We start from the raw sequence: 23,619 nt of genomic DNA, 5'->3' as shown, positions 1-23,619 counted from the left end.
AAGGGAGAAGCCGTCGCCACACGCTCGGGGGTACGCGTGGCGACGGCTTCCACCTCCACATCGTGGCACGCAAATCCGGCGTTACGGGGTCAGGACGGCCACTTCCCGGACTCGGTTGAATAACGCGGACGGAAGCCTCAACAGGCACACTTTCGGCCGTCCAGCCGGGCCGGCACGGAGGTATCGGCGGCGGGCCTACCCCTTCCCGCCGGGCAGCCAGCCCGCCCGATAGGCGGCCCAGTCCGCCGCGTCGGTGGTCCAGTCCGCGTAGACCCCGACCCCGTACGGGCGGGCCGGGGGACGGTCGAGCGCGTCGATCCCGCGCCGGACGCCGCGCAGCGCCCCGGGCAGATCCTCGGCCCAGTCCATCAGCGGCCGGTAGGTGGGCACGCCCATGAACACGGTGGTCCGGTCGCCGATCAGCCGCAGCGTCCGCTCGGTGTGCCGGGCGAAGTGCCAGCCGACCAGCGACCGGGTCGGCAGCGACACGTCATAGGTCATGATCGCGACCTGGTCGCTGAGGCCGGCGACCTTGCGCAGGAAGTCATCGGTCGGACGCGGCGGGTACTTCCACTTCCCCGCGCGCGGGAGCAGCGCCTTGTAGACCGGCTGCGCGGCGTCCAGCAGGGTGGACTGCTCCAGCGCCACCGACAGCAGCCGGCCCCGCGACCGGGTCAGCTCACGGGTCCGGGCCATCAGGGTCAGGAACGCGCCGTCGTCGGGGTAGATGGGCTCGAAGTCGTAGTGGATCCCGTCGAACCCGAGGTCGAGGAAGGTCGCGTCGGTCCGCAGCACCCGGTCCCGCACGGCCGGGTCGTCGATCTGGATGACGCCCTCGCCGTCCACCGTCCGGATCTGCCCGAGATACGCCTGCGCGCGGATGCCGGGCGCGTGCGCGCGCATGGCCGCGATCAGCTTCCGGGCATTGCGGTACTTGGCGGCCGGGACGGTTCCGTCGGGCTCGAAGGGGCCCGCGTGGAAGAAGACGTCGGTGATCGCGTTGTCGCGCAGCAGCGCGCCGAGCCGGCGGTACTCGTCCTCGGTGTGCGGCTCCCCGATCCACTGGTGCCGCGCCCACAGCGCGTTCGCCTCGGTCCCCCGGGCCCGCGGCTCGGGCTGCCACCACACCCACACCCCCGCGAGCGCGAGCGCCACGAGACCGAGCACGAGGCCCACCGTCCGGCCCGTCCAGCGGAGCACCCGCCGCACTCTGATCTGCACCATTTCCCAATGATCCCGGACAGAGAGGACGAAGGCGACTCGCGCGCGCCGCCCGGCCCCGCGGGCGGGTCATGGTCGGGTACGCTCCGCGCGTCGCGCACCCGAGATCGTCCGCCCGGGGTGCACCATGCCCTTAGGCGGCTCAGAGGGCCTGACCGGCCGGTGAGGCCCGCTGCCGCGGCAGCGGGCCGCCCGTCCTAACCCCGTCACGGGGATGGAGGTCGAGCGGCCATGCGAATCCGACCGAACCGCGCCGAGACCAGGGCCTCACGGCCCGAACCGCGCCGCCGTGAGGGGCCCGACATCGAGCCCCAGCCCGTGATCAGCACACGCGCGCTGGTCATCCTGCTCGCCGCCGCCGTGGCCGCGATCGTCGCGGCCCTCTTCCCGGACGCGGCGATCCCGATCGGCGTGGGCGTCGGCGTCCTCACCCTGCTGGCCCAGATCGTCCGCGACTGAGCCGGGCCGTTGGGGCCCGCGCCCGGGCCGGTCCGCGGCACCGGGCGCGGTTCACCACGCGGCGGGGACCGCGGGGCCGATCAGCCCCATTCGATCTCCGCCGGCGTGACCGTGCCGCCGCCCGCGAAGCCCCACTCGATCTCCGCGGGGGTGATGGCGCCGCCGCCGCCTGCCAGGCCCCATTCGGTCTCGGCCGGCGCCGCCGCGCTGCTTCCCGCCAGGCCCCATTCGGTCTCGGCGCTGGCGGGACCGGCCGCGAGCATGAGGCCGCCTCCGGTGATGAGGGCGGCCACGGCGAGCTTGGCTGCGGTCTTCTTCGTCGGCATCCGCTGCTCCATTCATCGACTGACTCGAAGCTAACAACGGCGATATTCAGAGTCCGTACCGAGCCGTTTATCGATCCGTTTATCCGGCGGCCGTCAGAACACGATGTGACACGCTTTGTCTCATCGGGCGCTAGTCCGCCAGGTCGCGCAAGGGAGCCGCGGGCCCGGCGCGGCGCACCCTGGCCCGCTGGGTGAGCGCCACGCAGGCGAGCACCGCGACCGCGGCCAGCGCAGTCGTCGCGTCGATCAGCTCGCCGAGGAGGAGGCCCGACCACAGCAGGGTCAGCACCGGCTGGACGAGCTGGACCTGCCCGGCCCGCGCGATTCCCACCCTGGCCATCCCCGCGTACCAGGCGAAGAACCCCAGATAGGCGGAGAAGACGGCCAGGTAGCCGAATCCGAGCCCGGTCCGGACCGTCCACTGCGGATCGGTCGCCGCCATCAGCCACAGCGTCACCGGGACCGAGATCGGGGCGGTCAGCACCAGTGCCCAGGAGATGACCTGCCAGCCCGGCATGGAGTGCGCCAGCCGTCCGCCCTCGGCGTACCCGGCCGCGACGGCGAGCAGGGCCGCGACCAGCAGCAGGTCGGCGGCGGTGACCCGGCCTGCGCCGCGGACCAGCGCGAACCCGGTGACGCAGACCGCCCCCGCCCCGCTGGCCAGCCAGAACGCACCGGACGGCCGCTCACCGGCGCGCAGCACGGCGAACACGGCGGTGGCCGCGGGGAGCAGCCCGACGACCACGGCCGAGTGCGCGGCGGACGCGCCGTGGTCCAGCGCGAGGGTGGTCAGCACCGGGAAGCCGAAGACCACTCCCGCGCCGACGACCGCGAACCCCGCCCACTGACCGCGGCGCGGCGGGCGGGCCCGGACGGCGAGCAGCGCGGCGATCGCCAGGAGGGACGCGGCGGCGGAGCGGCCGACCCCGACGAGGTAGGGGTCGAGCCCCTCCAGCCCGACGGCCGTGGCCGGGAGGGTGAAGGAGTAGATCAGCACGCCGAGCGCGGCGGGGGCCAGCGGGCCGAGCGCTATCGGCGGGAGATCAGTAGCGCTATCGTGGTCTTTCATGCAAAACGATAGCAGTGTGCTCACTCTGGCCGACCGGCTGCGCACCGAGGTCGGCCGGCTGCGGCCCGGCGAGCGGCTGCCGTCCAGCCGCGCGCTGGTGGCGCTGCACCGGGTCAGCCCGGTCACGGTGACGCGGGCGCTCGGGCTGCTGGCGGCCGAGGGGCTGGTGGTGACCCGGCCCGGCAGCGGCGCGTTCGCCGCCGGACGCCCCGCGCCGCTGCCCGGCCCGGCCGACCTCGGCTGGCAGGCGGTCGCGCTCGGCGACCGCGCCGTGGCCGCGGACGCGATCGCCTGGCTGCTCACCCCGCCGCCGGAGGGCGCGATCGCGCTCAGCGGCGGCTACCTGCACCCCTCGCTCCAGCCCGTGCGGGCGATGGCCACGGCGGCCGGGCGGGCGGCCCGCAGGCCGGACGCGTGGGAGCTGCCGCCGCTCAGCGGGATCGCCGAGCTGCGCGCCTGGTTCGCCCGCACGGTCGGCGGCCAGGTCGCCCCCGCCGATGTGCTGATCACCGGCGGCGGGCAACAGTCGCTGTCGACGGTGCTGCGAGCGCTACTCCCTCCGGGAGCGCCGGTGCTGGTCGAGTCGCCGACCTACCCCGGCGCGCTCGCCACCGCGCGGGCGGCCGGGCTGCACCCGGTGCCGGTCCCGGTCGACGCCGGCGGGCTGCGCACCGGCCTGCTGGCCGAGGCGTTCGCGATGACGGGCGCGCGGGTCCTGTACTGCCAGCCCACGTTCCACAATCCGACGGGCGCGGTGCTGGACGCGGGGCGCCGGACGGAGGTGCTCGCGGTGGCGCGGGCCGCGGGCGCGTTCGTGATCGAGGACGACTTCGCCCGCCACCTCGGGATCGAGCCGGGCCCGCCGCCGATGATCGCCCAGGACGGCGACGGCCGGGTGGTGCACATCGCCTCGCTCACCAAGGCGACCGCGCCGAGCCTGCGGGTGGCCGCGGTGATCGCGCGCGGCCCGGTCGCCGAACGGATCCGCGCGACCCAGCTCGTCGGGGACTTCTGCCCCGCCAGGCCGCTCCAGGAGACGCTGGTCGAGCTGGTCGGCTCCCCGGGCTGGCCGCGGCACCTGCGCGCGGTCCGGACCGCGCTGAAGTCCCGGCGGGACGCGACCCTGACCGCGCTCGCCCGCGACCTCCCCGGCCTGGAGGTGAACCGTCCGGCGGGCGGCTGCCACCTGTGGGTGCGGCTGCCGGACGGGACCGACGACGTCGAGCTGGCCGAGGCGGCGCTGCGCGCCGGGGTGCTGGTCAGCGCGGGACGCCCCTTCTTCCCCGCCGAGCCGCCCGCCCCCTACCTGCGCATCGGCTACGGGACGGCGGCCTCGGAGGCCGAACTGGCCGAAGGCGTCCGCCGCCTGGCCGCCGTCATCGGCGGGACGACCGCCTGACCCGGCGGGCGTCGGGGGGGGGGACCGTCCGGCCTCGCGCGGGTCACTCCTTCGTGCAGAAGCAGAACTCGTTGCCCTCCGGGTCGCGCCAGACCTGGAACGGGGCCTCCGGGCGGCCGAGCGGGGCACCGGCCGGAGTCGCGCCGAGTCCGGCCGCGCGCTCCCCCGCCGCCTTGATGTCGGGGACCTCCAGATCGAGGTGCACCCGGTTCTTGACCGCTTTGGGCTCGGGGACGAGCTGGAACGACAGCAGCGGCCCGCCGGGGCCGAGCGGTTCGAGGTCGAGCCAGTCCTCGTCGCGGTAGGTGACCCGCATCCCGAGCAGGGCGCCCCAGAACGCCGCCATCACGTCCCGGTCGGCGCAGTCGACGGCCACATTGGTGACCTTCGGCGTCGGCGTCGTCATCAAGCTCTCCTCTGGGTCGGGGACACCGGTGAAACATTATTGATGGTGTCGACGGTCGCGCAACCGGCCATACCCGGATACTGGTGTCTTACCTTGCTAGAGTTCTCATGGCAGGCAGGAGGGGTGATGGCCGACACGGACCCGGCGGGCGCTGACGCCGCCGACCCCGACGCGGCAGCCCTGCTGCGCGACTTCGTCAACACCCTCGAGATCGACTGCGCCTCCGACGAGCTCGGCACGCCCGCCGGGCTGGCCGGGTGGCTGGCCGGGCGCGCGCTCGTCCCGCCCCAGGCCGCCGCCACCGGGGCCGACCTGGCCGCCGCGATCGCCCTCCGCGAGGGGCTCCGCGCGGCGATGCTCGCGCACCATGGCCCGTCCTCCCCGGGACCGCCGCTCAGCGGGCTGGACGCGGCGCTGCGCGATCTGCCGCTGCGGGTCACCTTCGCCGGCGGACGGCCTGCGCTCACGCCCATCGGCGACGGCGTCCCGGCGGGACTCGCCCGGATCGCCGCCGCCATCGTGGACGCCACCGCCTCGGGAACATGGACGCGGCTGAAGGTCTGCCAGGAGGACACCTGCCTCTGGGCGTTCCTCGACACCTCCAAGAACCGCTCCCGCGCCTGGTGCTCCATGCGCGTGTGCGGCAACCGGACCAAGACCCGCGCCTACCGGGCCCGCCGCCGCACCGCACCCGGCTGATCCACGGGCTCTAGGGTGTGCGGTGATCCCGCACTCGAAAGGACGTGGACACCATGGCCGATGTGGGCGTACGGCCCGCCCGGCGCGCGGACGTCGCCGCCGTCGCCGACATCCAGGTGCGCGTCTGGCGCCAGGGCTACCGCGAACTGCTCCCCGCCGAGGTCCTCGCCGAGGTGACCGGTGAGGCCGCCCGGCGGGTATGGCGGGAGCGCTGGACCGAGGCGGTCACCGACCCGCCGAGCCCGCGCCACCGGCTGCTGGTCGCGGTGGCCGACGACCTGGTCGTCGGCCTCGCCGCGCACGCGCCCGCCGAGGACCCCGACGTCCCGGAGGCCGCCGAGCTGGTGGCGCTGCTGGTCGACCCGCTGCACGCCCGCGCCGGGCACGGCAGCCGCCTGCTGGCCGCCACCGTCGACCTGCTCCGCGACGACGGCTTCACGACCTTGATCACGTGGGCGTTCGAGAAGGACGAGGTGCTGCGCACGTTCCTCGGCTCGGCGGGCTGGGCCCCGGACGGCACCGCCCGCACCCTCGACATGGGCGAGCCCGTCCGGCAGATCCGGCTGCACACCGACATCGGCTGAGGCGGGCGGCCGGCGCCGGCACCGGCTTGACGTGGGGTCGGTGCGGGGCACCGGGACCTCGGCCTTATGTTTAAAGCCGTGCCCGAGACCCTCTCCATGACGCCGCCGGACGCGCCGGCGGCACCGTCGTCCGGCCGCCGGCGCTGGCTGGGCATGGTCGTCATCAGCCTCGGCGTCTCGCTGATCGTCGTGGACGCCACCATCGTCGGGGTGCTGCTCCCCCAGATCATCGGCGGGCTCGATCTGACCAGCACCGGCGCCGAGTGGGTGACCTCGGTCTACGCGCTGGTGTTCGCGGCGCTGCTCATCCCGTTCGGGCGGGCCGGCGACCTGTTCGGGCGGCGCCGGCTGTTCCTGCTCGGCGTGGTCGTCTTCACGCTGGCCAGCGGCTGCGCGGCGTTCTCCGGGAGCGGGTCCGCGCTGATCGGGTCGCGGGCGCTCCAGGGCGTCGGCGCCTCGATGATCATGCCGGCCACGCTGTCCACGGTGAACGCGCTGTTCACCGGACGGGACCGGGCCGTCGCCTTCGGCATCTGGGGCTCGCTGATCAGCGGCATGGCCGCGCTCGGCCCGCTGATCGGCGGGGCGGTCGCGACCGGCAGCGGCTGGCGCTGGGCGTTCGGGATCAACCTGCCGCTCGGCGCCGCGCTGGTCATCGGCGCGCTGGCGCTGATGCCCGAGACCCGCGAGGACCGCGGCCCGCGCGCCCGCCGCGCGGTCCGCGAGATCGACTGGACCGGCTCGGCGCTGTCCGCGCTCGGCCTCGGCGCGCTCGTGTGCGGGCTGATCGAGGGCCAGACCTACGGCTGGTGGGCCCCGACGCGGCAGTTCTCCCTGGCCGGCCTCGACTGGCCGTCCGGCGGGCCGTCCCCGGTCCCGGTCGTGCTCGCGGTCGGCGTGCTGCTGCTGGCCGGCCTGATCGCCGTCGAGCGGGCGCGGGCCGCGGCGGGACGTCCGGTGCTGCTCGACCTGACCCTGTTCCGGATTCCCAACTTCCGGCACGGCAACCTGGCCTCGTCCCTGATCAACGTGGGCGAGCTCGGCCTGCTGTTCGTGCTGCCGCTGTTCCTGCTCGGCGTGCACGGCACCTCGCCGCTCCAGATCAGCGTGGCGATCCTCCCGCTGGCGATCGGCGCGTTCCTCACCGGCGGATACGCGGGCAGGCTCGCCAACAAGCGCGGCGCGCACCGGGTCGTGCAGATCGGCATGGTGCTGGAGGTCGCCGCGGTCGTCGCGATCGGGCTCACCATCACCGCGACCACCACCGGGTTCGGGCTCGCGCCCTGGATGCTGCTGTACGGGCTCGGCCTCGGCCTGACCTCCGCGCAGCTCACCAACGTCTCGCTCGCCGACGTCCCGCCCGCGCAGGCCGGCCAGGCGTCCGGCACCCAGTCGACGGCCCGGCAGGTCGGCGCGGCGCTCGGCATCGCGCTGATCGGCACGGTGTTCGCGACCGGGCTCGGGCACGCGATGACCGACCGGCTCGCCGGCACCGCGCTGCCGCCGGCCCGGCAGGCCGCCGTCGCGCACGAGCTGCGGGAGAGCGCCGGGACCTACGGCCGCGAGCTGCACCGCTCCCCCGCGACCGCCGTCGAGGCGCGGGCGGCCGACGAGAGCCTTGCGGTCGCCACCCGGCGCGGCGCGCTGACCACCGCCGCGATCCTGGCGCTCGGGCTGGCGATGTCGCTGCGGCTGCGCCCCTCAGCGCCCGCCCCGGCCCCGGCCGCCACCCGGGAACCCACGCGGGCGTCCGCCCCCGGCCCCGCGCCCACGCCCACGCCCACGCCCGACCAGTGATCGCCATCGGGGAGAATCGGAGGCGTAGTCCCCTGTCGTCCCAAGAGAAGAACCGGTAACCAGTGGCCACGCTCTCCCAATGGGTCGCCGGATCCCGGCCCCGGACCCTGCCGACCTCCCTCGTCCCCGTCGTCACCGGTACCGGCGTCGCGATCGGCGCCGGCCACGCGAACTGGTGGCGCGCCGTGCTCGCCGCGCTGGTCGCGCTCATCCTCCAGATCGGCGTCAACTACTCCAACGACTACAGCGACGGCGTCCGCGGCACCGACGAGGACCGGGTCGGCCCGCTGCGCCTGGTCGGGTCGGGGGCGGCCAGGCCCAAGCAGGTGCTGGCGGCGGCGCTCGGCAGCTTCCTGGTCGCGGCGGTCGCCGGGCTGGTCCTGGCGGCGGTGACCTCCTGGTGGCTGCTGCTGGTGGGCGTGTTCGCGATCCTGGCCGCCTGGTTCTACACCGGCGGCAAGAACCCGTACGGCTACCGGGCGCTCGGCGAGATCTCGGTGTTCGTCTTCTTCGGCCTGGTCGCCGTGGTCGGCACGGTCTACGTGCAGGCCGAGGGGATTCCGTGGGAGGCGTGGGCGGCGGCCGTGCCGATCGGGCTGCTGGCCTGCGCGCTGCTGGTCGCCAACAACCTGCGCGACATCCCCACCGACCGGGTCTCCGGCAAGCGCACCCTCGCGGTGCTGCTCGGCGACCCGTGGACCCGGATCCTGTACGCGGCGTGCGCGGCGCTGCCGTTCATGATGGTGCTGGCCCTCTCCGCCCCGCACCCGTGGGCGCTGCTGGCGCTGCTGGCGGCGCCGCTCTCGGTGCCGCCGACCCAGAAGGTGCTGCGCGGCGCGTCCGGGCCCGACCTGATCCCGGTGCTCGGCGAGACCGGCCGCCTCCAGATCGCCTACGGCGTCCTGCTCGCGGTCGGTCTCGCCCTCTGACCTGGAACGACCAGCCTGAAACGACCGGCTACAAGGACGGCGCCGTCCGGCCCGCTCCCGGCCGCCGCTCGGCGAGGAGGAAGGCGCCCGTGAGCGCCATCACGAGCCCGGCGATCAGGCCCACGAGCATGCTGAGGCCCGCGAGCGGAGAGGACTCGGCGTCGAAGACGTCGGAGGCGCCCAGTTGCAGGGTGAGCGTGTAGAGCGACCTGGTGAAGAGGGCGCCCGCGCCGACCCAGGCGGCGACCATCGGCTTCCAGAACCGTCCGCCGCGCCGGTTGACCAGCGCCAGCAGCCCGGCGATCCCGACGAGCGCGAGCAGCCCGTACACGCCCTCGATGGTCTGCTGTGCGGCGTTCCGCTCGCCCGCCTCGCCGTCAGGAAGGCCGGACGTGCCGCCGAACGCCCAGAAGAGGCGCACCCCGGCGTACAGGAGGACGGGGGCGACCATGACGTGGGTCAGGAGCCGCTGCACGTGATGGGTCGCTCCGGCGGGCGTTTCCCCGACGCGCTGCGTGAAGACGTCCGCCCAGCGGTCCCGCGCGTACAGCGTGAAGGCGGCGAGCAGCCCGATGCCCTGGAGCGTGAATCCGCCGTACACGATCGCGTACACCCAGCCCTGGAGGCCGTTGTCGTCCCCGGTGATCGGGGTCGACGAGGTGAGCGTCTGGACGACGGTGCCCAGCGGCACTCCGAGCGCGATCGGCAGGAGCAGCCCGGTGGCCGTCCAGATCGGGGCGAGGACGAGCCACGCCGGGATCCGCCGCCCCCACGGGAAGGTGAACGCGAGCACCACCAGCACGGCCACCGCGTCCATCCCCAGGGTGACCACGTTGCCCACGTAGCGGGCGGACTCCCCGGCCGACTCGGTGTCGTTCCAGCCGACCGTGCTGCCCGACAGCCAGAGGATCTTCAAGAAGAGGTAGGGGACGCAGGCGGCGATGGTGGCCGCGCACATGGCCAGGCGGCCCCGGCCCGGACGGCGTCCGGGCGCCGGACGGCGTTCGCGGGCCGGACCGGCCGCCCGCGCCGGGAGGTGCTGATCTGAAACGGTCATGCCGCCAACGATGGCCCGCACCCCCCGCGCGCCACCTCCCGCCACGGAGGGATCTCCTCCCTCCCGGGAGGGAGGGTCAGGCCAGGGCCCAGTCGATCTCGGGCTGGCCGGCGTCGGCGAGGGCCTTGTTGACCGCGCTGAACGGCCGGGTGCCGAAGAACTTCTTGGCGCTGAGCGGGCTCGGGTGCGCCGACTCGATCACCGCGTGCTGCGGGCCGGTGATCAGCCGGGCCTTCTTGCGCGCGTAGGCGCCCCAGAGCACGAAGACCACCCGCTCGCTCTTGTCGTTCAGGGCCCGGATCGCGGCGTCGGTGAAGTCCTCCCAGCCGTGACCGGCGTGCGAGCCGGCGTCGCCCGCCCGCACGGTCAGCACCGCGTTGAGCAGCAGCACGCCCTGGTCGGCCCACGGGGTCAGGTCGCCGGCCTTGGCGGCGGGCACCTCCAGGTCGGCGGCCAGTTCCTTGTAGATGTTGCGCAGCGACGGGGGCAGCCGCACGCCGTCGCGCACGCTGAAGCTGAGCCCGTGCGCCTGGCCCGGCCCGTGGTAGGGGTCCTGGCCGAGGATCAGCACCCGCGCCCGGTCGTAGGGGCAATGCCGGAACGCGTTGAAAAGGTCCTCGCGCGGCGGGTAGACCGTCTCGGCGTCGTACTCCCCTCCCACGAAGGCGCCCAAGGCGGCGGTCGCGGGGGGATCGAGCAGCGGGTCGAGCCGGTCCCTCCAGTCGCCGGGCAGCAGTTCCATCAGGTCGAGGGACATCGTTGAGCCTCCGGGGAAGTGATCTCCAGCTACCGGAGACCCTAGCGGCGGGCACTGACACGCCAGCGCCGAATCCCCGGAGCGAACCACTACCGACTCTAGGATGAGGCCATATGCCCGACTCTCCCCGTTGGTTCCGCCTCAGCGCGTGCGCGTCCCTCGCCCTGCTCGGCCTCGGCGCCGCCGTCCAGGGGTGCGGCCGTCCCGCCGGGCCGGTCACGCTGCGGGTGCTGGCCGGCTCGTCGCTGACCGAGGCGTTCGGCGAGATCGGCATGGCCTACGAGCAGGAGCACCGCGGCGTGAAGGTGCGCTCCGCCTTCGGCGGCTCGCAGGAGATGACCGCGCGGCTGGCCGGCCGCGAGCCCGCCGACGTGCTGGTCACCTCCGACGTGCCCGCGATGGACGGGGCCGAGGGGTACCTGACCGGGCCGCGGCCGATCGTCGCGCACAACTCGCTGACGATCGCGGTCGCGCCGGGCGACCCCCGCCGGATCCGGGGCCTGGCCGACCTGGTCCGCCCCGGGCTGCGGGTCGTCGTCGGCGCCCCCACCGTGCCGGTCGGACGCTACGCGCGGCAGATCTTCGCCCGCGCCGGGCTGACCGTCCAGTGGGGGGTGGAGGAGATCAGCGCGCGGGCGGTCCTGGACCGGGTGCGCGCGGGCGAGGCCGACGCGGGGCTGGTCTTCATCACCGACCTGCGGTCGGCGGGCGCCGCGGCCGGAAGCGTCCCGATCCCCGCGGCCCAGAACGTCACCGCGGCCTATCCCGCCGCCGCGGTGAAGGACGGCGACCACACCGAGGCCGCGGAGACCTTCGTGACCTGGCTGACCTCGCCGGCGGCGGTCCGGCTGTTCCACAAGTACGGCTTCGCCACCCCGGCCGCGCCGCCCGCGGGCGCCCCGCGGTAGCCGCGCCCCCGCGCCCGCACGTTTTCCCGGCCCCGCCGCCGGGAAGATCTTGACCACTCCGGTCGGGGGGCCGTGGTGAGGCGTACGGGGGAGATCAGACGTGCCGTCCAAGCGACCGACGCGGCCCGACGGCCGCCAGTCGGTGCCGCCGCGCAACGACCCTGAGCACCCCTGGCGCGCCGAGGGCGTCCCGGACCGGGCCAACGGCGGCGACGGCGGCGAGGCCCCCCGCGGCGGCGGGTTCAGGCCCGGCCGCAACAGCTACGTCTTCTGGCTGCTCCTGCTCACGGTATTCGTGGTCAGCTACCTGTCGATGCACCTCACCGGCAAGCAGGAGACGGTGACCGTGCCCTACACCGCGTTCACCGAACAGGTGGCGAACGGAAACGTCAAGGACGTCTACACCAAGGGCTCGCAGATCCAGGGCGACCTCATCAAGCCGCAGCAGGTCCCCGGCCAGGACAACAAGGCCAAGACCTACTCCGCGTTCGAGACGCTGCGCCCCACCTTCGCCGACGACAAGATCTTCTCCCTCATGGTCAGCAAGGGCGTCCAGGTCGAGGCCAAGCCGGTCACCCAGAACCGCAGCCTGCTCGCCAACCTGCTGCTGTCGCTGCTGCCGGTCCTGCTGTTCGTCGGGCTGTGGATCGCCGCGCTGGTCTGGCTCCAGCGCCGGATGAAGCGCGGCGGCGGGGGCGGTCTGATGGGCGGCTTCGGCCGCTCCCCCAAGCCCGTCACGCCGGACGAGAAGCGCGCCACCTTCGCCGACGTCGCCGGCATCGACGAGGTCGAGGCGGAGCTGAGCGAGGTCGTCGACTTCCTCAAGGACCCCGCCAAGTACCGCAGGCTCGGCGCCCGCGCGCCCCGCGGCGTGCTGCTCACCGGCGCGCCCGGCACCGGCAAGACGCTGCTCGCCCGCGCGGTCGCCGGCGAGGCCGACGTGCCGTTCTACTCGGCGGCGGCCTCGGAGTTCATCGAGATGGTCGTCGGCGTCGGCGCCGCCCGCGTCCGCGAGCTGTTCACCGAGGCGCGCAAGACCGCGCCGTCCATCATCTTCATCGACGAGCTCGACACCATCGGCCGGGTCCGCGGCGGCGGCGCGGGCATGGGCGGGCACGACGAGCGCGAGCAGACCCTCAACCAGATCCTCACCGAGATGGACGGCTTCTCCGGCTCGGAGGGCGTGGTGGTGATGGCCGCGACGAACCGTCCGGACGTGCTCGACCCGGCGCTGCTGCGTCCCGGCCGGTTCGACCGCCAGGTCGCCGTCTCGCCCCCGGACCTGGACGGGCGCGTCGCGATCCTCCGGGTGCACACCCGCGACGTGCCGCTCGCCGGGGACGCCGACCTCACCGGGGTCGCCAAGATGACCCCCGGGATGACCGGCGCGGAGCTGGCCAACCTGGTCAACGAGGCCGCGCTGCTCGCGGTCAAGCGCGGCAAGGACGCGGTCGACATGGCCGACTTCCACTCGGCGCTGGAGAAGGTGCAGCTCGGCACCCGCCGCTCCCTGGTCATGCCGCCGGAGGAGCGGCGCCGCACGTCCTACCACGAGTCCGGGCACGCGCTGATCGGCATGCTGCACCCCGGCGCCGACCCCGTCCGCAAGATCACCATCGTCCCGCACGGCCGCGCGCTCGGCGTCACCCTGTCCACCCCCGAGGGCGACCGGTACGCCTTCGACGAGGACTACCTGCGCGGCCGGGTGATCGGCGCGCTCGGCGGCATGGCGGCCGAGGAGCTGGTCTTCGGCGTCGTCACCACCGGCTCCGAGAGCGACCTGGAGCAGGTCACCAGGATCGCGCGCGGCATGGTCGGCCGCTGGGGCATGTCGGCCCGCATCGGCCCGCTGTCGGTCCTGCCCGCCGAGGGCTCCGACCCCCTCGGCCAGTACGCCGCGCAGGGCACCCTGGACGCCGTGGACGAGGAGACCCGCCGCATCGTCGACGACTGCTATGCCGAGGCGCTGCGGATGCTGGGCGCCAACCGCGACAAGCTGGAGTCCCTCGCCGCCTCCCTGCTGGAGCACGAGACCCTCGACGAGACCGCCGCCTACGCCGCCGCCGGCATCCCCCGCATGTCCAAGGACGCCTGACCGCCACGAGCCCGCCGTACCCGCAGCACGCGCCCCTCCGCCGCACGGGACGGCCGGCAGTCCCCCGAGCGGCCGCGGCCCCCGGGCCGGAACACCGGTTCTGGGTACCCTCAGCAGGGACGGTCTCTACGATGACGGGAGCTGATCGTGAGGGAGGAGTCACCTGACGTGACCATCGTTGCCGAGGGGCGCTACCACTACGAGCTCCCCGACACTCCCTACAACCTGTGGATGCGCGACGAGCTCTTCGAGGTCCTCAGGCTCCCTCACGACGGAACCCGAGTCGAGATCATCGGTGGGGAGATCGTCGTGTCGCCAGGACCCGACTACGCGCACAACGCCATCGTGCAGGATGTTCAACGCGCGATGTTCGCCGCAGAGGTACTCGATCCCTCCTTCCCCTGGCGCGCGGTCCAGACACAGGACCTGAACCTCAGCGACATCCACGACGGCTACATCCCCGACCTCTGCGTGCTGGACGAGGAGACCGACCGGCAGGCACGGGAGGCGCAGCTCAAGAAGGTCCTCCCCCGGCATCTCGAACTCGTCGTCGAGGTGACCTCTCCGTCCAACGCCGGCGACGATCGTCGGCCGGGGCTCCGCCGTTCGACCCCCACCAAGTGGAACGGCTACGCCCGCGTCGGCATCCCCTTCTACCTCCTGGTCGATCGGCAGCCCAGCCTCTCCCAGACGGTCCTGTTCTCCGATCCGATCATCGAGTCCGGTGAGTACCGGCACCAGACGACCTGGGACTTCGGCGAGGCGATCCGGCTCCCCGATCCGTTCGGCTTCGAGATCCTCACGGCCGAATGGGAACCCTGGACCAGGACGGCGGGATGAAGAGATCCCCTAGGCACAAGGACGTCGCCGGCGTGTTCTCGTTCGAGGTGCACCCGCAGCACGCGCGCTTCCGCCGCTAGAGCTCGGCGGACGGGAGCGCGCCGGCCTCGCACATCGCCGCGCAGTCGTCGGCGGCTCTGAGCACGTCGATGACGGCCGGGGGCGGGGACGCGTACACCGTGAGGTAGTCCGATTCGCCCAGCGCGGGATCCGGGACGTGGGCGAGCCGGTCCTCGGAGGCGGAGAACTCCACGCCGCCGCCACGCGGGTCGAGCCGGACCCAGCGGTCGTCGACCAGGATCGCGGTGAGTCCGTGCAGGACGAAGCCGTCGCCCGCGCGCAGCCGCTGGTAGGACAGGCCCGCCTGGACGCCCGCGGCGCGGAGCAGCGCGACGTAGGCGTGCGACTTGGCGTAGCAGAGACCCGTCCCCTCCCGGAGGACGTCGGAGGCGCGCCAGGTGACCCGGCGGTCGCCGGTGTCGCCCGAGTGGGCGATCTCATCCCGGACGTAGGCGAACGCCTCCTCGGCGAACGCGACGTCGTCGCCGTTGCGCAGCCGCGCGGCGGTCGCCTGGACGAGCGGGTGCTCGATGTCGATCACCTCGCAGGCGGCGAGGTAGTCCCAGGGCTCCGCGGCGAACTCCATCGTTCCTCCCTCTGACGGTCGGCCCACGGTAGCCCAGCGCGGTCAGCGCTTGATCCGTCCCCGCAGCGCCAGCACCGCCATGCCGAACAGGACGGGGGCCGCCAGTCGCAGCAGGATCTCGATCCACTCGCCGGCGGGCGTGAGCTTCTGCTCAGGGCCGCGAAGAATCGAGATGGCCGCCCGCATGGTGTAGCGCAGCGAGCCGGCGAACCCCATGTGCGTCTTCGGCGGGTATCCCCAGGCCTGGAGCGCGGCGGCGGCGAGGAGGAACAGGATGCCGAGCGCCGCGAACGCCCTCCACGCGCGCAGCCCGTACCCGGAGACGGCCCAGTACATCCACAGGAGTAGGTGCTCTCCCCGAGTCGCGGCCCAGCCGCGCCACCAGCGTTGCTCAAAACGGCTCCGCGCCAGCAGGAACTGCCCGTACCGGCGCATCTCCATCTCGCCGTAGTAGAAGTCGGCGGCGCCGACCTCGTCCCTGGCCTCGGCGCAGCCCTTCCGTAGGGCGCGGTACACCTGCTCGACCTCGCTGCTGCTCTCCGGTACCTCGGACGCGCCGGACAGTGGCCAGCGCCGGCGCCCGGACCTCGGCCCCCAGGTCGCGCGGAGCAGGTGCTCGTCGCGGATGATGAACCGCCGGGTCAGCCAGAAGCTGGGCGGCGCGATGTCGAACGTGTTGTGTCCCTCGATCCTGAGCCGGTCGAGGTTGTGCGCGCCCGCCAGGCGGCACTCCGACATCCGCGTGTACGAGACGGTGAGCTGCGCGACGTCGGTGCCTGCGAGGGACATGATCCGCGGCCAGGCGGGACGGTCGTCGGGGTCACGCGGCCCGACCATGGACGCGCCGCCGAACTCGGTGTCGGCCAGCTCGACCTCCACACCGGTGTGGACCTCCGGCCACACGGCGGACTCCGGGACCGCGCGTCCCGGCGTGGTGCCGGCCAGGATGCGCACGCCGCCGAGGAAGCGGGTCCGGTCGCAGCGGATCCGGCCGGCCGTCACCTCCAGCCGCAGCCGCTGCTCGAAGTCGGCCATGCTCAGGTCGAGCTCGCCGGCGGTGATGTGCCCGAGATGGGAGGTGGCGCGGAAGGTCGTCCTCTTCAGGACGAGCGCACCCGTCACGGCCAGGTCGCGCGTCAGCGGCCCGTCCTCGAAGACCGCGCCGGTGAACACCGCGTCGCCTCGTACTGTCGCGCCGCGAAGGTTGACGAAGTCCTCGAACACCGCGCCGTAGAAGCTCGCACCGCTCTGGAAGGCGGCTCCGGTGAAGAGGACACGGCCCTTGAACACGCAGCCGGTGAAGTCGGCCCCACCGTCGAACACGCACGCGGAGAAGTCGGCGGGACCGTCGAAGACGTGACCCCGGAAGTCCGCGTTCTCGAAGGTTTGCCCGGAATGATGGTGTTCGTCGGGGGCCACCCGCGCACCCTAGAACGCCGCTCGCGGCGCGGGCAAGGGCCGCCCGTCAGAGGCCGAGGAGGGACTCGATGCCGACGGTGAGGCGGTTCGGGAGGACGGCGACCTTACGGAGCGACAGCAGGACGCCGGGCATGAACGACTCGCGGTTCATCGAGTCGTGCCGGAGGGTGAAGATCTCGCCGTGCCCGCCGAGCAGCACCTCCTGGTGCGCGATGAGGCCGGCGAGCCGCACCGAGTGCACCCGGACGCCCTCGACGTCGGTGCCGCGCGCGCCGTCGAGCTCGGACGTGGTCGCGTCCGGGGACGGGGCGGTGCCGGCCTCGGCGCGGGCGGCGGCGACCAGCTCGGCGGTGCGGAACGCGGTGCCGCTCGGGGCGTCGGCCTTGTTCGGGTGGTGCAGCTCGACGATCTCGACGGACTCGAAGAACGGCGCCGCCTTCTGCGCGAAGCTCATCATCAGGACGGCGCCGATGCCGAAGTTGGGGGCGATCAGCACGTTCCCCGCGGGCGCCACGGCCTGCCAGCCGCGCACCGTCTCCAGCCGGGACGGGTCGAAGCCGCTGGTGCCGACGACGGCGTGCAGGCCGTGCTCGACGCACCAGCGCAGGTTGTCCATGACCACGCCGGGGTGGGTGAAGTCGACGACGGCCTCGGCCGCGGTGAGTGCGTCCAACGTGTCGCCCTGGTCGACGGCGGCGACCAGCTCCAGGTCTCCGGCGGCGTCCACGGCACGGCACACCTCGGCCCCCATCCGGCCCCGCGCGCCCAGCACCCCGACCTTGATCACGTAATCCTCCAGCCCTCGACGTCGCGATGACCCTATCGCGGCCCCCGGGCGCGGCCTCGGCCGGTCAGTACCTGCGGCGACGATCCGCGCTGAAGCGGTCGCCCTCGGAGACGAACAGGTTCAGCAGCCAGCTCACGATGCCGATGATGATCGCCCCCCAGAACGCCGGCCAGAACCACTCGACGTGGAACGGCAGGTCCAGTTGCCCGGCCGCCCAGCTGGTCAGCAGCAGCAGCGCCGCGTTCACCACCAGCGCGAACAGGCCGAGCGTCAGGACGTAGAACGCGCAGCCGAGCACCTGGATGAACGGTTTGAGCACCGCGTTTACGAGGCCGAAGATCACCGCGACGGCGAGCAGCGTCAGCGCCTGCCTGTCCCAGCTCCCGGCGGTGACGTCGATGCCGCTGACCAGCACGGTCGCCACCCACAGCGCCACCGCCGAGATGACGATCCGGAGGAGGATCTTCATGCCGTGCCTCTACCCGACCGGTGACGCCGTGTAACCGGACGGGCGCGCGGGGGCGTCAGAGGGTGAAGTCGCGGTCGCCGAACGGGCCGATGACGGTGAGGGCCTGCGGGGCGGTCAGCACCTCCCGGGCCACCTCGGCGATGTCGTCCGGGGTGACGGCCTCGATACGGGCGAGGACCTCGTCGACCGGGAGCAGCGACTCGTACACCAGCTCGCTCTTACCGATGCGGCTCATCCGCGACCCGGTGTCCTCCAGGCCGAGCACCATGCCGCCGCGCAGCTGCCCCTTGCCCCGCTCCAGCTCCTCGTCGGTGAGGCCGCCCTCGGCGACCTTGGCCACCTCTTCGCGGCAGATCGCCAGGACCTCGTCGGCCTTGCCGGGCTGGCAGCCCGCGTAGACGCCGAAGACGCCGGAGTCGGCGTACTGCGAGGTGTAGCTGTAGACCGAGTACGCGAGGCCGCGCTTCTCCCTGATCTCCTGGAACAGCCGCGACGACATCCCGCCGCCCAGCGCCGCGTTGAGCACGCCGAGCGCGAACCGGCGGTCGTCGGTGCGCGGGACGCCGGCGCCGCCGAGGATCACGTGCGCCTGCTCGGTGTCCTTGTCGATGACCTTGACCGTCGGGGACATCGGGACCGGCGCGCCGCCCACCCGGGGCGGGGCGGGCTCGGCGTCGCCGGCCAGGTGGCCCTCGAACGCGCGCGCGACCAGCCGGACGACCTCGTCGTGGTCGATGTTGCCGGCCGCCGCGACGACCAGGTTGGGCGCGGTGTAGTGCTCGCGGTAGTAGCCGTGGATCCGGTCCCGGGACAGCGCGTTGATCGACTCGACCGTGCCGAGGATCGGGCGGCCGAGCGGGGTGTCGCCGTACAGCGCGAGGGCGAACTCGTCGTGGATCAGGTCGCCGGGGTCGTCGTCGCGCATGTGGATCTCTTCGAGGATCACCCCGCGCTCGGCCTCGACGTCCTCGGGACGGTTGACCGACCCGGCGACCATGTCCGAGACCACGTCCACCGCGAGCGGCAGGTCGGTGTCGAGCACCCGCGCGTAATAGCAGGTGTACTCCTTGGAGGTGAACGCGTTGAGGTCGCCGCCGACCGCGTCGATCGCCGCGGAGATCTCCAGCGCGGACCGCTTGCCGGTGCCCTTGAACAGCACGTGCTCCAGGTAGTGGCTGGCGCCCGCGTCGGCGGGGGACTCGTCGCGGGAGCCGATCCCGGCCCACACGCCGAACGCGGCCGAGCGCACCGTCGGCAGCGCCTCGGTGATCACCCGCAGGCCGCCGGGCAGCACCGTCCGCCGCACCGTGCCGCCGCCCGCGGCGTCGCCCGCGGCGGTCTCGGGGCTCCGCCGGGCCCCGCCCGGACCACGGGAGGGGAGGGCGCGGGTCGGGTGGATCCTGCCGGGCCGCTGGGGCCTCACCGGCAACGTCACGGGTCGCTCGCAATCTTCTCGGGGCTGGAATGGGGCCGGCCGGCCTGCCCTCCGCGGGCAGGCCGGCCGGTATCACCGTGCACGGGTCAGGAGTTGCGCTGGCCACCGTCGTCGGTGCGGCGGGTACGGCGGCGGCGGGGGGCGCGCTTCTCGCCGCCCTCGGAGCCGTCGTCGTCGCCGTCGGAGCCGGCCGCGGGGGCCGCCGAGGCCGCGGGGGCGTCGTCGCCGTCGCCCTTGTCGGCCTCCTTCTCCACCACCTCGACCGGGACCAGCGAGAGCTTGCCGCGCTGGTCGATCTCGGTGACCTCGACCTGGATCTTCTGGCCGACGCTGATGACGTCCTCGACGTTCTCGATCCGGGCGCCGCCGTGCAGCTTGCGGATCTGCGAGACGTGCAGCAGGCCGTCCTTGCCGGGCAGCAGCGACACGAACGCACCGAACGTGGTGGTCTTGACGACCGTGCCGAGGTAGCGCTCCCCGACCTCGGGCATGTGCGGGTTGGCGATCGCGTTGATCGCCTGCCGCGCGGCCTCGGCGGACGGGCCGTCGGTGGCGCCGACGTAGATCGTGCCGTCGTCCTCGATGGTGATGTCGGCGCCGGTGTCGTCCTGGATCGAGTTGATCATCTTGCCCTTGGGGCCGATGACCTCGCCGATCTTGTCCACCGGGACCTTGATGGTAATGATCCGCGGCGCGTTCGGGCTCATCTCGGCCGGGGCCTCGATGGCCTCCTGCATGACGTCCAGGATCGCCAGCCGGGCGCCCTTGGCCTGCTTGAGCGCGGCGGCCAGGACCGAGGCCGGGATGCCGTCGAGCTTGGTGTCGAGCTGGAGCGCGGTGATCACGTCACGGGTGCCGGCGACCTTGAAGTCCATGTCGCCGAAGGCGTCCTCGGCACCGAGGATGTCGGTCAGCGTGACGTACTCGCCGCCCTCGTTGATCAGGCCCATCGCGATGCCCGCCACCATCTGCCGCAGCGGGACGCCCGCGTCCAGCAGCGACATGGTGGACGCGCAGACCGAGCCCATCGAGGTGGACCCGTTGGAGCCGAGCGCCTCCGACACCTGCCGGATCGCGTACGGGAACTCCTCGCGGGTCGGCAGCACCGGGATCAGGGCGCGCTCGGCGAGTGCGCCGTGGCCGATCTCGCGGCGCTTGGGCGACCCGACCCGGCCGGTCTCGCCGGTCGAGTAGGGCGGGAAGTTGTAGTTGTGCATGTAGCGCTTGGTGCGCTCGGGGTTGAGCGTGTCGATCGTCTGCTCCATCCGGAGCATGTTGAGCGTGGTCACGCCCAGGATCTGCGTCTCGCCCCGCTCGAACAGCGCCGAGCCGTGCACCCGCGGGATCACGTGCGCCTCGGCGGAGAGCTGCCGGATGTCCTTGAGCCCGCGGCCGTCGATGCGCAGCCCGTCGCGGACGACCCGCTCGCGGACCAGCTTCTTGGTGACCGCGCGGAACGCCGCGGAGATCTCCTTCTCGCGGCCCTCGAACGCGGCGGCGAGCTTCTCGGCGGCGCCCGCCTTGAGCTCGTCGAGCCGGGCCTCGCGCTCCTGCTTGCCAGCGATGGTCAGCGCCTGCGCCAGGTCGTCGCCCACCTCGGCGGTGACCGCGGCCAGCACGTCGTCCTGGTAGTCCAGGAAGAGCGGGTACTCGCGGGTGGGCTTGGCCGCCACCGCGGCCAGGTCGCTCTGCGCCTTGCACAGCACCTTGATGAACGGCTTGGCCGCCTCGAGGCCCTCGGCCACCGTCTCCTCGGTGGGCGCGACCGCGCCCTCGCCGACGAGCCGGATGGTGTCGCGGGTCGACTCGGCCTCGACCATCATGATCGCGACGTCGCCGTCCTCGAGCACCCGGCCGGCGACCACCATGTCGAAGGTGGCCTTCTCCAGCTCGGGGTGGGTCGGGAAGCCGATCCAGCGGCCCTCGATCAGCGCGACGCGGACGCCGCCGATCGGGCCGGAGAAGGGCAGGCCGGCCAGCTGGGTGGACATCGACGCGGCGTTGATCGCCACCACGTCGTACAGGTGGTCGGGGTTGAGCGCCATGATCGTCTCGACGACCTGGATCTCGTTGCGCAGGCCCTTGGTGAACGACGGGCGCAGCGGCCGGTCGATCAGCCGGCAGGTGAGGATCGCGTCCTCGGAGGGACGGCCCTCGCGGCGGAAGAACGAGCCGGGGATCCGCCCGGCCGCGTACATCCGCTCCTCGACGTCGACGGTCAGCGGGAAGAAGTCCAGGTTCTCCTTGGGCTTCTTGGACGCGGTCGTCGCCGACAGCACCATCGTCTCGTCGTCGAGGTAGGCGACGGCCGAGCCGGCCGCCTGCCGGGCCACGCGGCCCGTCTCGAAGCGGATGGTGCGGGTGCCGAACGGGCCGTTGTCGATCACGGCCTCGGTGGTCTGCGCTCCGTCGATGCGCACGGCTTCTGTCACGGGAAACCTCCATGGGTTCCATCGGCCTCGCGGCCGTCTCCCGTGGTGTCACGCAATGCCGGTCTTCGATCGAAGCGCCCGGATCCGCGGGGCCCGCCGCGACGGCGGGAGGCGATCCGGAGGCCACTACCGAGGACCGGCCGCACCAGCGGTGTCCGCGAGGCTTCTGTTCGTCTATCGGGAAATATGCGAGAGGGAGTGGCTCGCCCGAGCCACTCCCTCACCGTGCTAGCGGCGCAGACCGAGTCGTTCGATCAGCTTCCGGTAGCGGCTGATGTCCTTGTTGCTGAGGTACTTCAGGAGCCGGCGACGACGGCCGACCAGCAGCAGCAGGCCGCGGCGGCTGTGGTGGTCGTGCTTGTGCTCCTTGAGGTGCTCGGTGAGGTCGTTGATCCGCCGGGTCAGCAGCGCGACCTGGACTTCCGGGGAACCGGTGTCACCCTCAGTGGTCGCATACTCGGCGATGATCTTGTTTTTGGTGGCGGTGTCGAGCGACACGAGGCTCCTTCAGTGAGATCGTCACCCGCAGATCCCGGCCCGTGGGCACTCGGGTCCACATGGTGCGTTGGGGAATCGTGGCGGGGCCGCATGAGGGTGCAGCCCGCCGAGCCGGGGCCCTTCCCGGCGACTATTCACCGTACCATGCCAGAAAGCCACCCGGTCACGAAGCGGAACGTGCCGTGACCTCACGGTATACGCCCCTGCGGCCCGTTTCACACGGTCCGCTCGGTGCGCCCGGCACCCCGGCCCGGACCGGCCCTCTCGCCCCGGATCGGCCGCCGCGGGCCGCGCCGGCCGGCCCGGTCAGCCGGAGGTGAGCGCGCGGGCGCGGTCGACGTCGCGGCGCATCTCGGTGATCAGCGCGTCGATCGAGTCGAACTTCAGGGTGTCGCGGATGCGGTCCTGGAAGTCGACGCCCATGTGCTCGCCGTAGAGGTCGAGGTCGTCGCGGTCGAGCGCGTACGCCTCGACGGTCCGCTCGTCGCCGCCCTCGAAGGTGGGGTTGGTGCCGATGGAGATCGCCGCGGGCCAGCGGAAGCCGGGGTAGCGGTCGGAGTCGCCGACCAGCCAGCCGGCGTAGACGCCGTCGGCGGGGATCGCGGTGTGCGGCAGCGTTTCCAGGTTGGCGGTGGGGAAGCCGAGCGCCCGGCCCCGCTGGTGGCCGCGGACGACGACGCCCTCGACGCGGTGCGGGCGGCCGAGCGCGAGCGCGGCGGCCTCGACCGCGCCGGCGCCCAGCCGCTCGCGGATGTAGGTGGAGGAGATCGTGTCGCCGTTGGCGACCAGCGGCATGCCCTCGGCGGTGAAGTCGTACTTCTCGCCGAGCTCCTGGAGCAGCGGCAGGTCGCCCTTCGCCTTGTGCCCGAAGCGGAAGTCCTCGCCGACGATCACATGCGCCGCGTGCAGCCGGTCGACCAGCACCGACTGGACGAACTCGTCCGGCGGCACCTTCGACAGCCCGAGGGTGAACGGCACGACCACCACGGCGTCGGTGCCGAGCCCCTCCAGCAGCTCGATCCGGCGCTTGGTGGTGGCCAGCAGCGGCGGATGGGTGCCGGGGCGGACGACCTCGTCGGGGTGCGGGTCGAAGGTGATCACCACCGAGCGCAGGCCGCGGCGGCGGGCCTCTTCGGCGGCGGCGCCCACGATCCGCTGGTGGCCGCGGTGCACACCGTCGAACACCCCGATGGTGACCACTGATCGGCCCCAGTCGGCCGGAACCTCGTCGAGGCCATGCCAGCGCCGCACCATGCTCTCCCTGCGTAGACCTGCCTGCTCGTCGTGCCTGTCCCCAAGCCTGCCATGTGCCGCGGGGCGGGGTGACCGAGGGGGCTGCCGTTCAGGGGCCCTTCGGAACCGGCGCTCGCGCATGACCGTCCGCGCA

Annotated in this window: 23 protein-coding genes; 9 read left to right on the top strand and 14 right to left on the bottom strand. The window is 73.1% G+C overall.

Annotated features, from left to right (window positions below; all coding sequences use genetic code 11):
* Window positions 1–195: 195 nt before the first annotated feature.
* Window positions 196–1,224: a hypothetical protein gene (locus OHA34_RS33995; protein ID WP_329519968.1), complete on the bottom strand. Its 1,029-nt coding sequence runs from the start codon at window positions 1,222–1,224 to the stop codon at window positions 196–198.
* Between the two features lie 228 nt (window positions 1,225–1,452).
* Here OHA34_RS33995 and OHA34_RS33990 point away from each other — a divergent pair, with 228 nt between their 5' ends.
* A complete protein-coding gene (locus OHA34_RS33990; protein ID WP_285937222.1) occupies window positions 1,453–1,680 on the top strand; it encodes a hypothetical protein in 228 nt (75 codons plus the stop codon).
* Window positions 1,681–1,760: 80 nt separating this feature from the next.
* Here the strand turns inward: OHA34_RS33990 and OHA34_RS33985 are convergent, their stop codons facing one another.
* Window positions 1,761–2,006: a hypothetical protein gene (locus OHA34_RS33985; protein ID WP_329519967.1), complete on the bottom strand. Its 246-nt coding sequence runs from the start codon at window positions 2,004–2,006 to the stop codon at window positions 1,761–1,763.
* A 130-nt stretch (window positions 2,007–2,136) separates the two neighbouring features.
* A complete protein-coding gene (locus OHA34_RS33980) occupies window positions 2,137–3,075 on the bottom strand; it encodes a DMT family transporter (protein WP_329519966.1) in 939 nt (312 codons plus the stop codon).
* On the opposite strand from OHA34_RS33980, the gene OHA34_RS33975 reads away from it, so the two are divergent.
* Complete coding sequence (locus OHA34_RS33975) at window positions 3,074–4,474, top strand: aminotransferase-like domain-containing protein (RefSeq protein WP_329519965.1); 1,401 nt, start codon at window positions 3,074–3,076, stop codon at window positions 4,472–4,474. The genes OHA34_RS33980 and OHA34_RS33975 overlap by 2 nt on opposite strands.
* Window positions 4,475–4,517: 43 nt before the next feature.
* On the opposite strand, the gene OHA34_RS33970 is transcribed toward OHA34_RS33975, so the two are convergent.
* Window positions 4,518–4,880 carry a VOC family protein gene (locus OHA34_RS33970; protein ID WP_329519964.1) on the bottom strand — a complete coding sequence of 121 codons (363 nt, stop codon included), beginning with the start codon at window positions 4,878–4,880 and terminating at the stop codon, window positions 4,518–4,520.
* Between the two features lie 126 nt (window positions 4,881–5,006).
* Between OHA34_RS33970 and OHA34_RS33965 the strand changes: the two genes are divergently transcribed.
* From OHA34_RS33965 to OHA34_RS33950, 4 genes are all read left to right on the top strand, one after another.
* Window positions 5,007–5,579, top strand: a complete 573-nt coding sequence (locus OHA34_RS33965; RefSeq protein ID WP_329519963.1) for a CGNR zinc finger domain-containing protein — start codon at window positions 5,007–5,009, stop codon at window positions 5,577–5,579.
* 53 nt (window positions 5,580–5,632) lie between these two features.
* Window positions 5,633–6,163: a GNAT family N-acetyltransferase gene (locus OHA34_RS33960; RefSeq protein WP_285937228.1), complete on the top strand. Its 531-nt coding sequence runs from the start codon at window positions 5,633–5,635 to the stop codon at window positions 6,161–6,163.
* A gap of 78 nt (window positions 6,164–6,241) precedes the next feature.
* On the top strand, window positions 6,242–7,960 hold the full coding sequence (locus OHA34_RS33955) for an MFS transporter (protein ID WP_329519962.1): 1,719 nt from the start codon (window positions 6,242–6,244) through the stop codon (window positions 7,958–7,960).
* 62 nt (window positions 7,961–8,022) lie between these two features.
* On the top strand, window positions 8,023–8,889 hold the full coding sequence (locus OHA34_RS33950) for a 1,4-dihydroxy-2-naphthoate polyprenyltransferase (protein WP_329519961.1): 867 nt from the start codon (window positions 8,023–8,025) through the stop codon (window positions 8,887–8,889).
* A gap of 28 nt (window positions 8,890–8,917) precedes the next feature.
* On the opposite strand, the gene OHA34_RS33945 is transcribed toward OHA34_RS33950, so the two are convergent.
* Both OHA34_RS33945 and OHA34_RS33940 read right to left on the bottom strand, forming a co-directional pair.
* The gene (locus tag OHA34_RS33945) at window positions 8,918–9,946 is read right to left on the bottom strand and encodes a hypothetical protein (RefSeq protein WP_285937231.1); all 1,029 of its coding nucleotides are present in this window, start codon (window positions 9,944–9,946) and stop codon (window positions 8,918–8,920) included.
* A 76-nt stretch (window positions 9,947–10,022) separates the two neighbouring features.
* Window positions 10,023–10,703, bottom strand: coding sequence for a uracil-DNA glycosylase (locus OHA34_RS33940; RefSeq protein ID WP_329519960.1), 681 nt, complete (start codon window positions 10,701–10,703; stop codon window positions 10,023–10,025).
* 113 nt (window positions 10,704–10,816) lie between these two features.
* Here OHA34_RS33940 and modA point away from each other — a divergent pair, with 113 nt between their 5' ends.
* The 3 genes from modA (at window position 10,817) to OHA34_RS33925 (ending at window position 14,546) form a co-directional block, all read left to right on the top strand.
* Window positions 10,817–11,611, top strand: coding sequence for a molybdate ABC transporter substrate-binding protein (gene modA / locus OHA34_RS33935; RefSeq protein WP_285937233.1), 795 nt, complete (start codon window positions 10,817–10,819; stop codon window positions 11,609–11,611).
* Between the two features lie 100 nt (window positions 11,612–11,711).
* A complete protein-coding gene (gene ftsH, locus OHA34_RS33930; protein WP_329519959.1) occupies window positions 11,712–13,706 on the top strand; it encodes an ATP-dependent zinc metalloprotease FtsH in 1,995 nt (664 codons plus the stop codon).
* Between the two features lie 168 nt (window positions 13,707–13,874).
* Window positions 13,875–14,546 (top strand): Uma2 family endonuclease, encoded by a 672-nt coding sequence (locus OHA34_RS33925; RefSeq protein WP_285937235.1) that lies wholly within the window; start codon window positions 13,875–13,877, stop codon window positions 14,544–14,546.
* Between the two features lie 76 nt (window positions 14,547–14,622).
* On the opposite strand, the gene OHA34_RS33920 is transcribed toward OHA34_RS33925, so the two are convergent.
* The 8 genes from OHA34_RS33920 to OHA34_RS33885 form a co-directional block, all read right to left on the bottom strand.
* Window positions 14,623–15,192: a transglutaminase-like domain-containing protein gene (locus OHA34_RS33920; protein WP_285937236.1), complete on the bottom strand. Its 570-nt coding sequence runs from the start codon at window positions 15,190–15,192 to the stop codon at window positions 14,623–14,625.
* 42 nt (window positions 15,193–15,234) lie between these two features.
* Window positions 15,235–16,611, bottom strand: a complete 1,377-nt coding sequence (locus OHA34_RS33915) for a pentapeptide repeat-containing protein (protein WP_329519958.1) — start codon at window positions 16,609–16,611, stop codon at window positions 15,235–15,237.
* 46 nt (window positions 16,612–16,657) lie between these two features.
* Complete coding sequence (gene dapB, locus OHA34_RS33910) at window positions 16,658–17,398, bottom strand: 4-hydroxy-tetrahydrodipicolinate reductase (protein WP_329519957.1); 741 nt, start codon at window positions 17,396–17,398, stop codon at window positions 16,658–16,660.
* A gap of 64 nt (window positions 17,399–17,462) precedes the next feature.
* Window positions 17,463–17,867, bottom strand: a complete 405-nt coding sequence (locus OHA34_RS33905; protein WP_285937239.1) for a phage holin family protein — start codon at window positions 17,865–17,867, stop codon at window positions 17,463–17,465.
* 55 nt (window positions 17,868–17,922) lie between these two features.
* Window positions 17,923–19,173, bottom strand: coding sequence for a M16 family metallopeptidase (locus OHA34_RS33900; RefSeq protein WP_329522474.1), 1,251 nt, complete (start codon window positions 19,171–19,173; stop codon window positions 17,923–17,925).
* 215 nt (window positions 19,174–19,388) lie between these two features.
* Window positions 19,389–21,734: a polyribonucleotide nucleotidyltransferase gene (locus OHA34_RS33895; RefSeq protein ID WP_432763009.1), complete on the bottom strand. Its 2,346-nt coding sequence runs from the start codon at window positions 21,732–21,734 to the stop codon at window positions 19,389–19,391.
* A 228-nt stretch (window positions 21,735–21,962) separates the two neighbouring features.
* The gene (rpsO, locus tag OHA34_RS33890) at window positions 21,963–22,232 is read right to left on the bottom strand and encodes a 30S ribosomal protein S15 (RefSeq protein WP_285937240.1); all 270 of its coding nucleotides are present in this window, start codon (window positions 22,230–22,232) and stop codon (window positions 21,963–21,965) included.
* Window positions 22,233–22,538: 306 nt separating this feature from the next.
* On the bottom strand, window positions 22,539–23,483 hold the full coding sequence (locus OHA34_RS33885; protein WP_285937242.1) for a bifunctional riboflavin kinase/FAD synthetase: 945 nt from the start codon (window positions 23,481–23,483) through the stop codon (window positions 22,539–22,541).
* Between the last annotated feature and the right edge of the window lie 136 nt (window positions 23,484–23,619).

The organism is Spirillospora sp. NBC_01491 (assembly GCF_036227065.1).
Lineage (GTDB): Bacteria > Actinomycetota > Actinomycetes > Streptosporangiales > Streptosporangiaceae > Spirillospora > Spirillospora xylanilytica.
The sequence above is the reverse complement of the archived record's forward strand: the minus strand, read 5'-3'. Positions and strand labels throughout refer to the sequence as shown.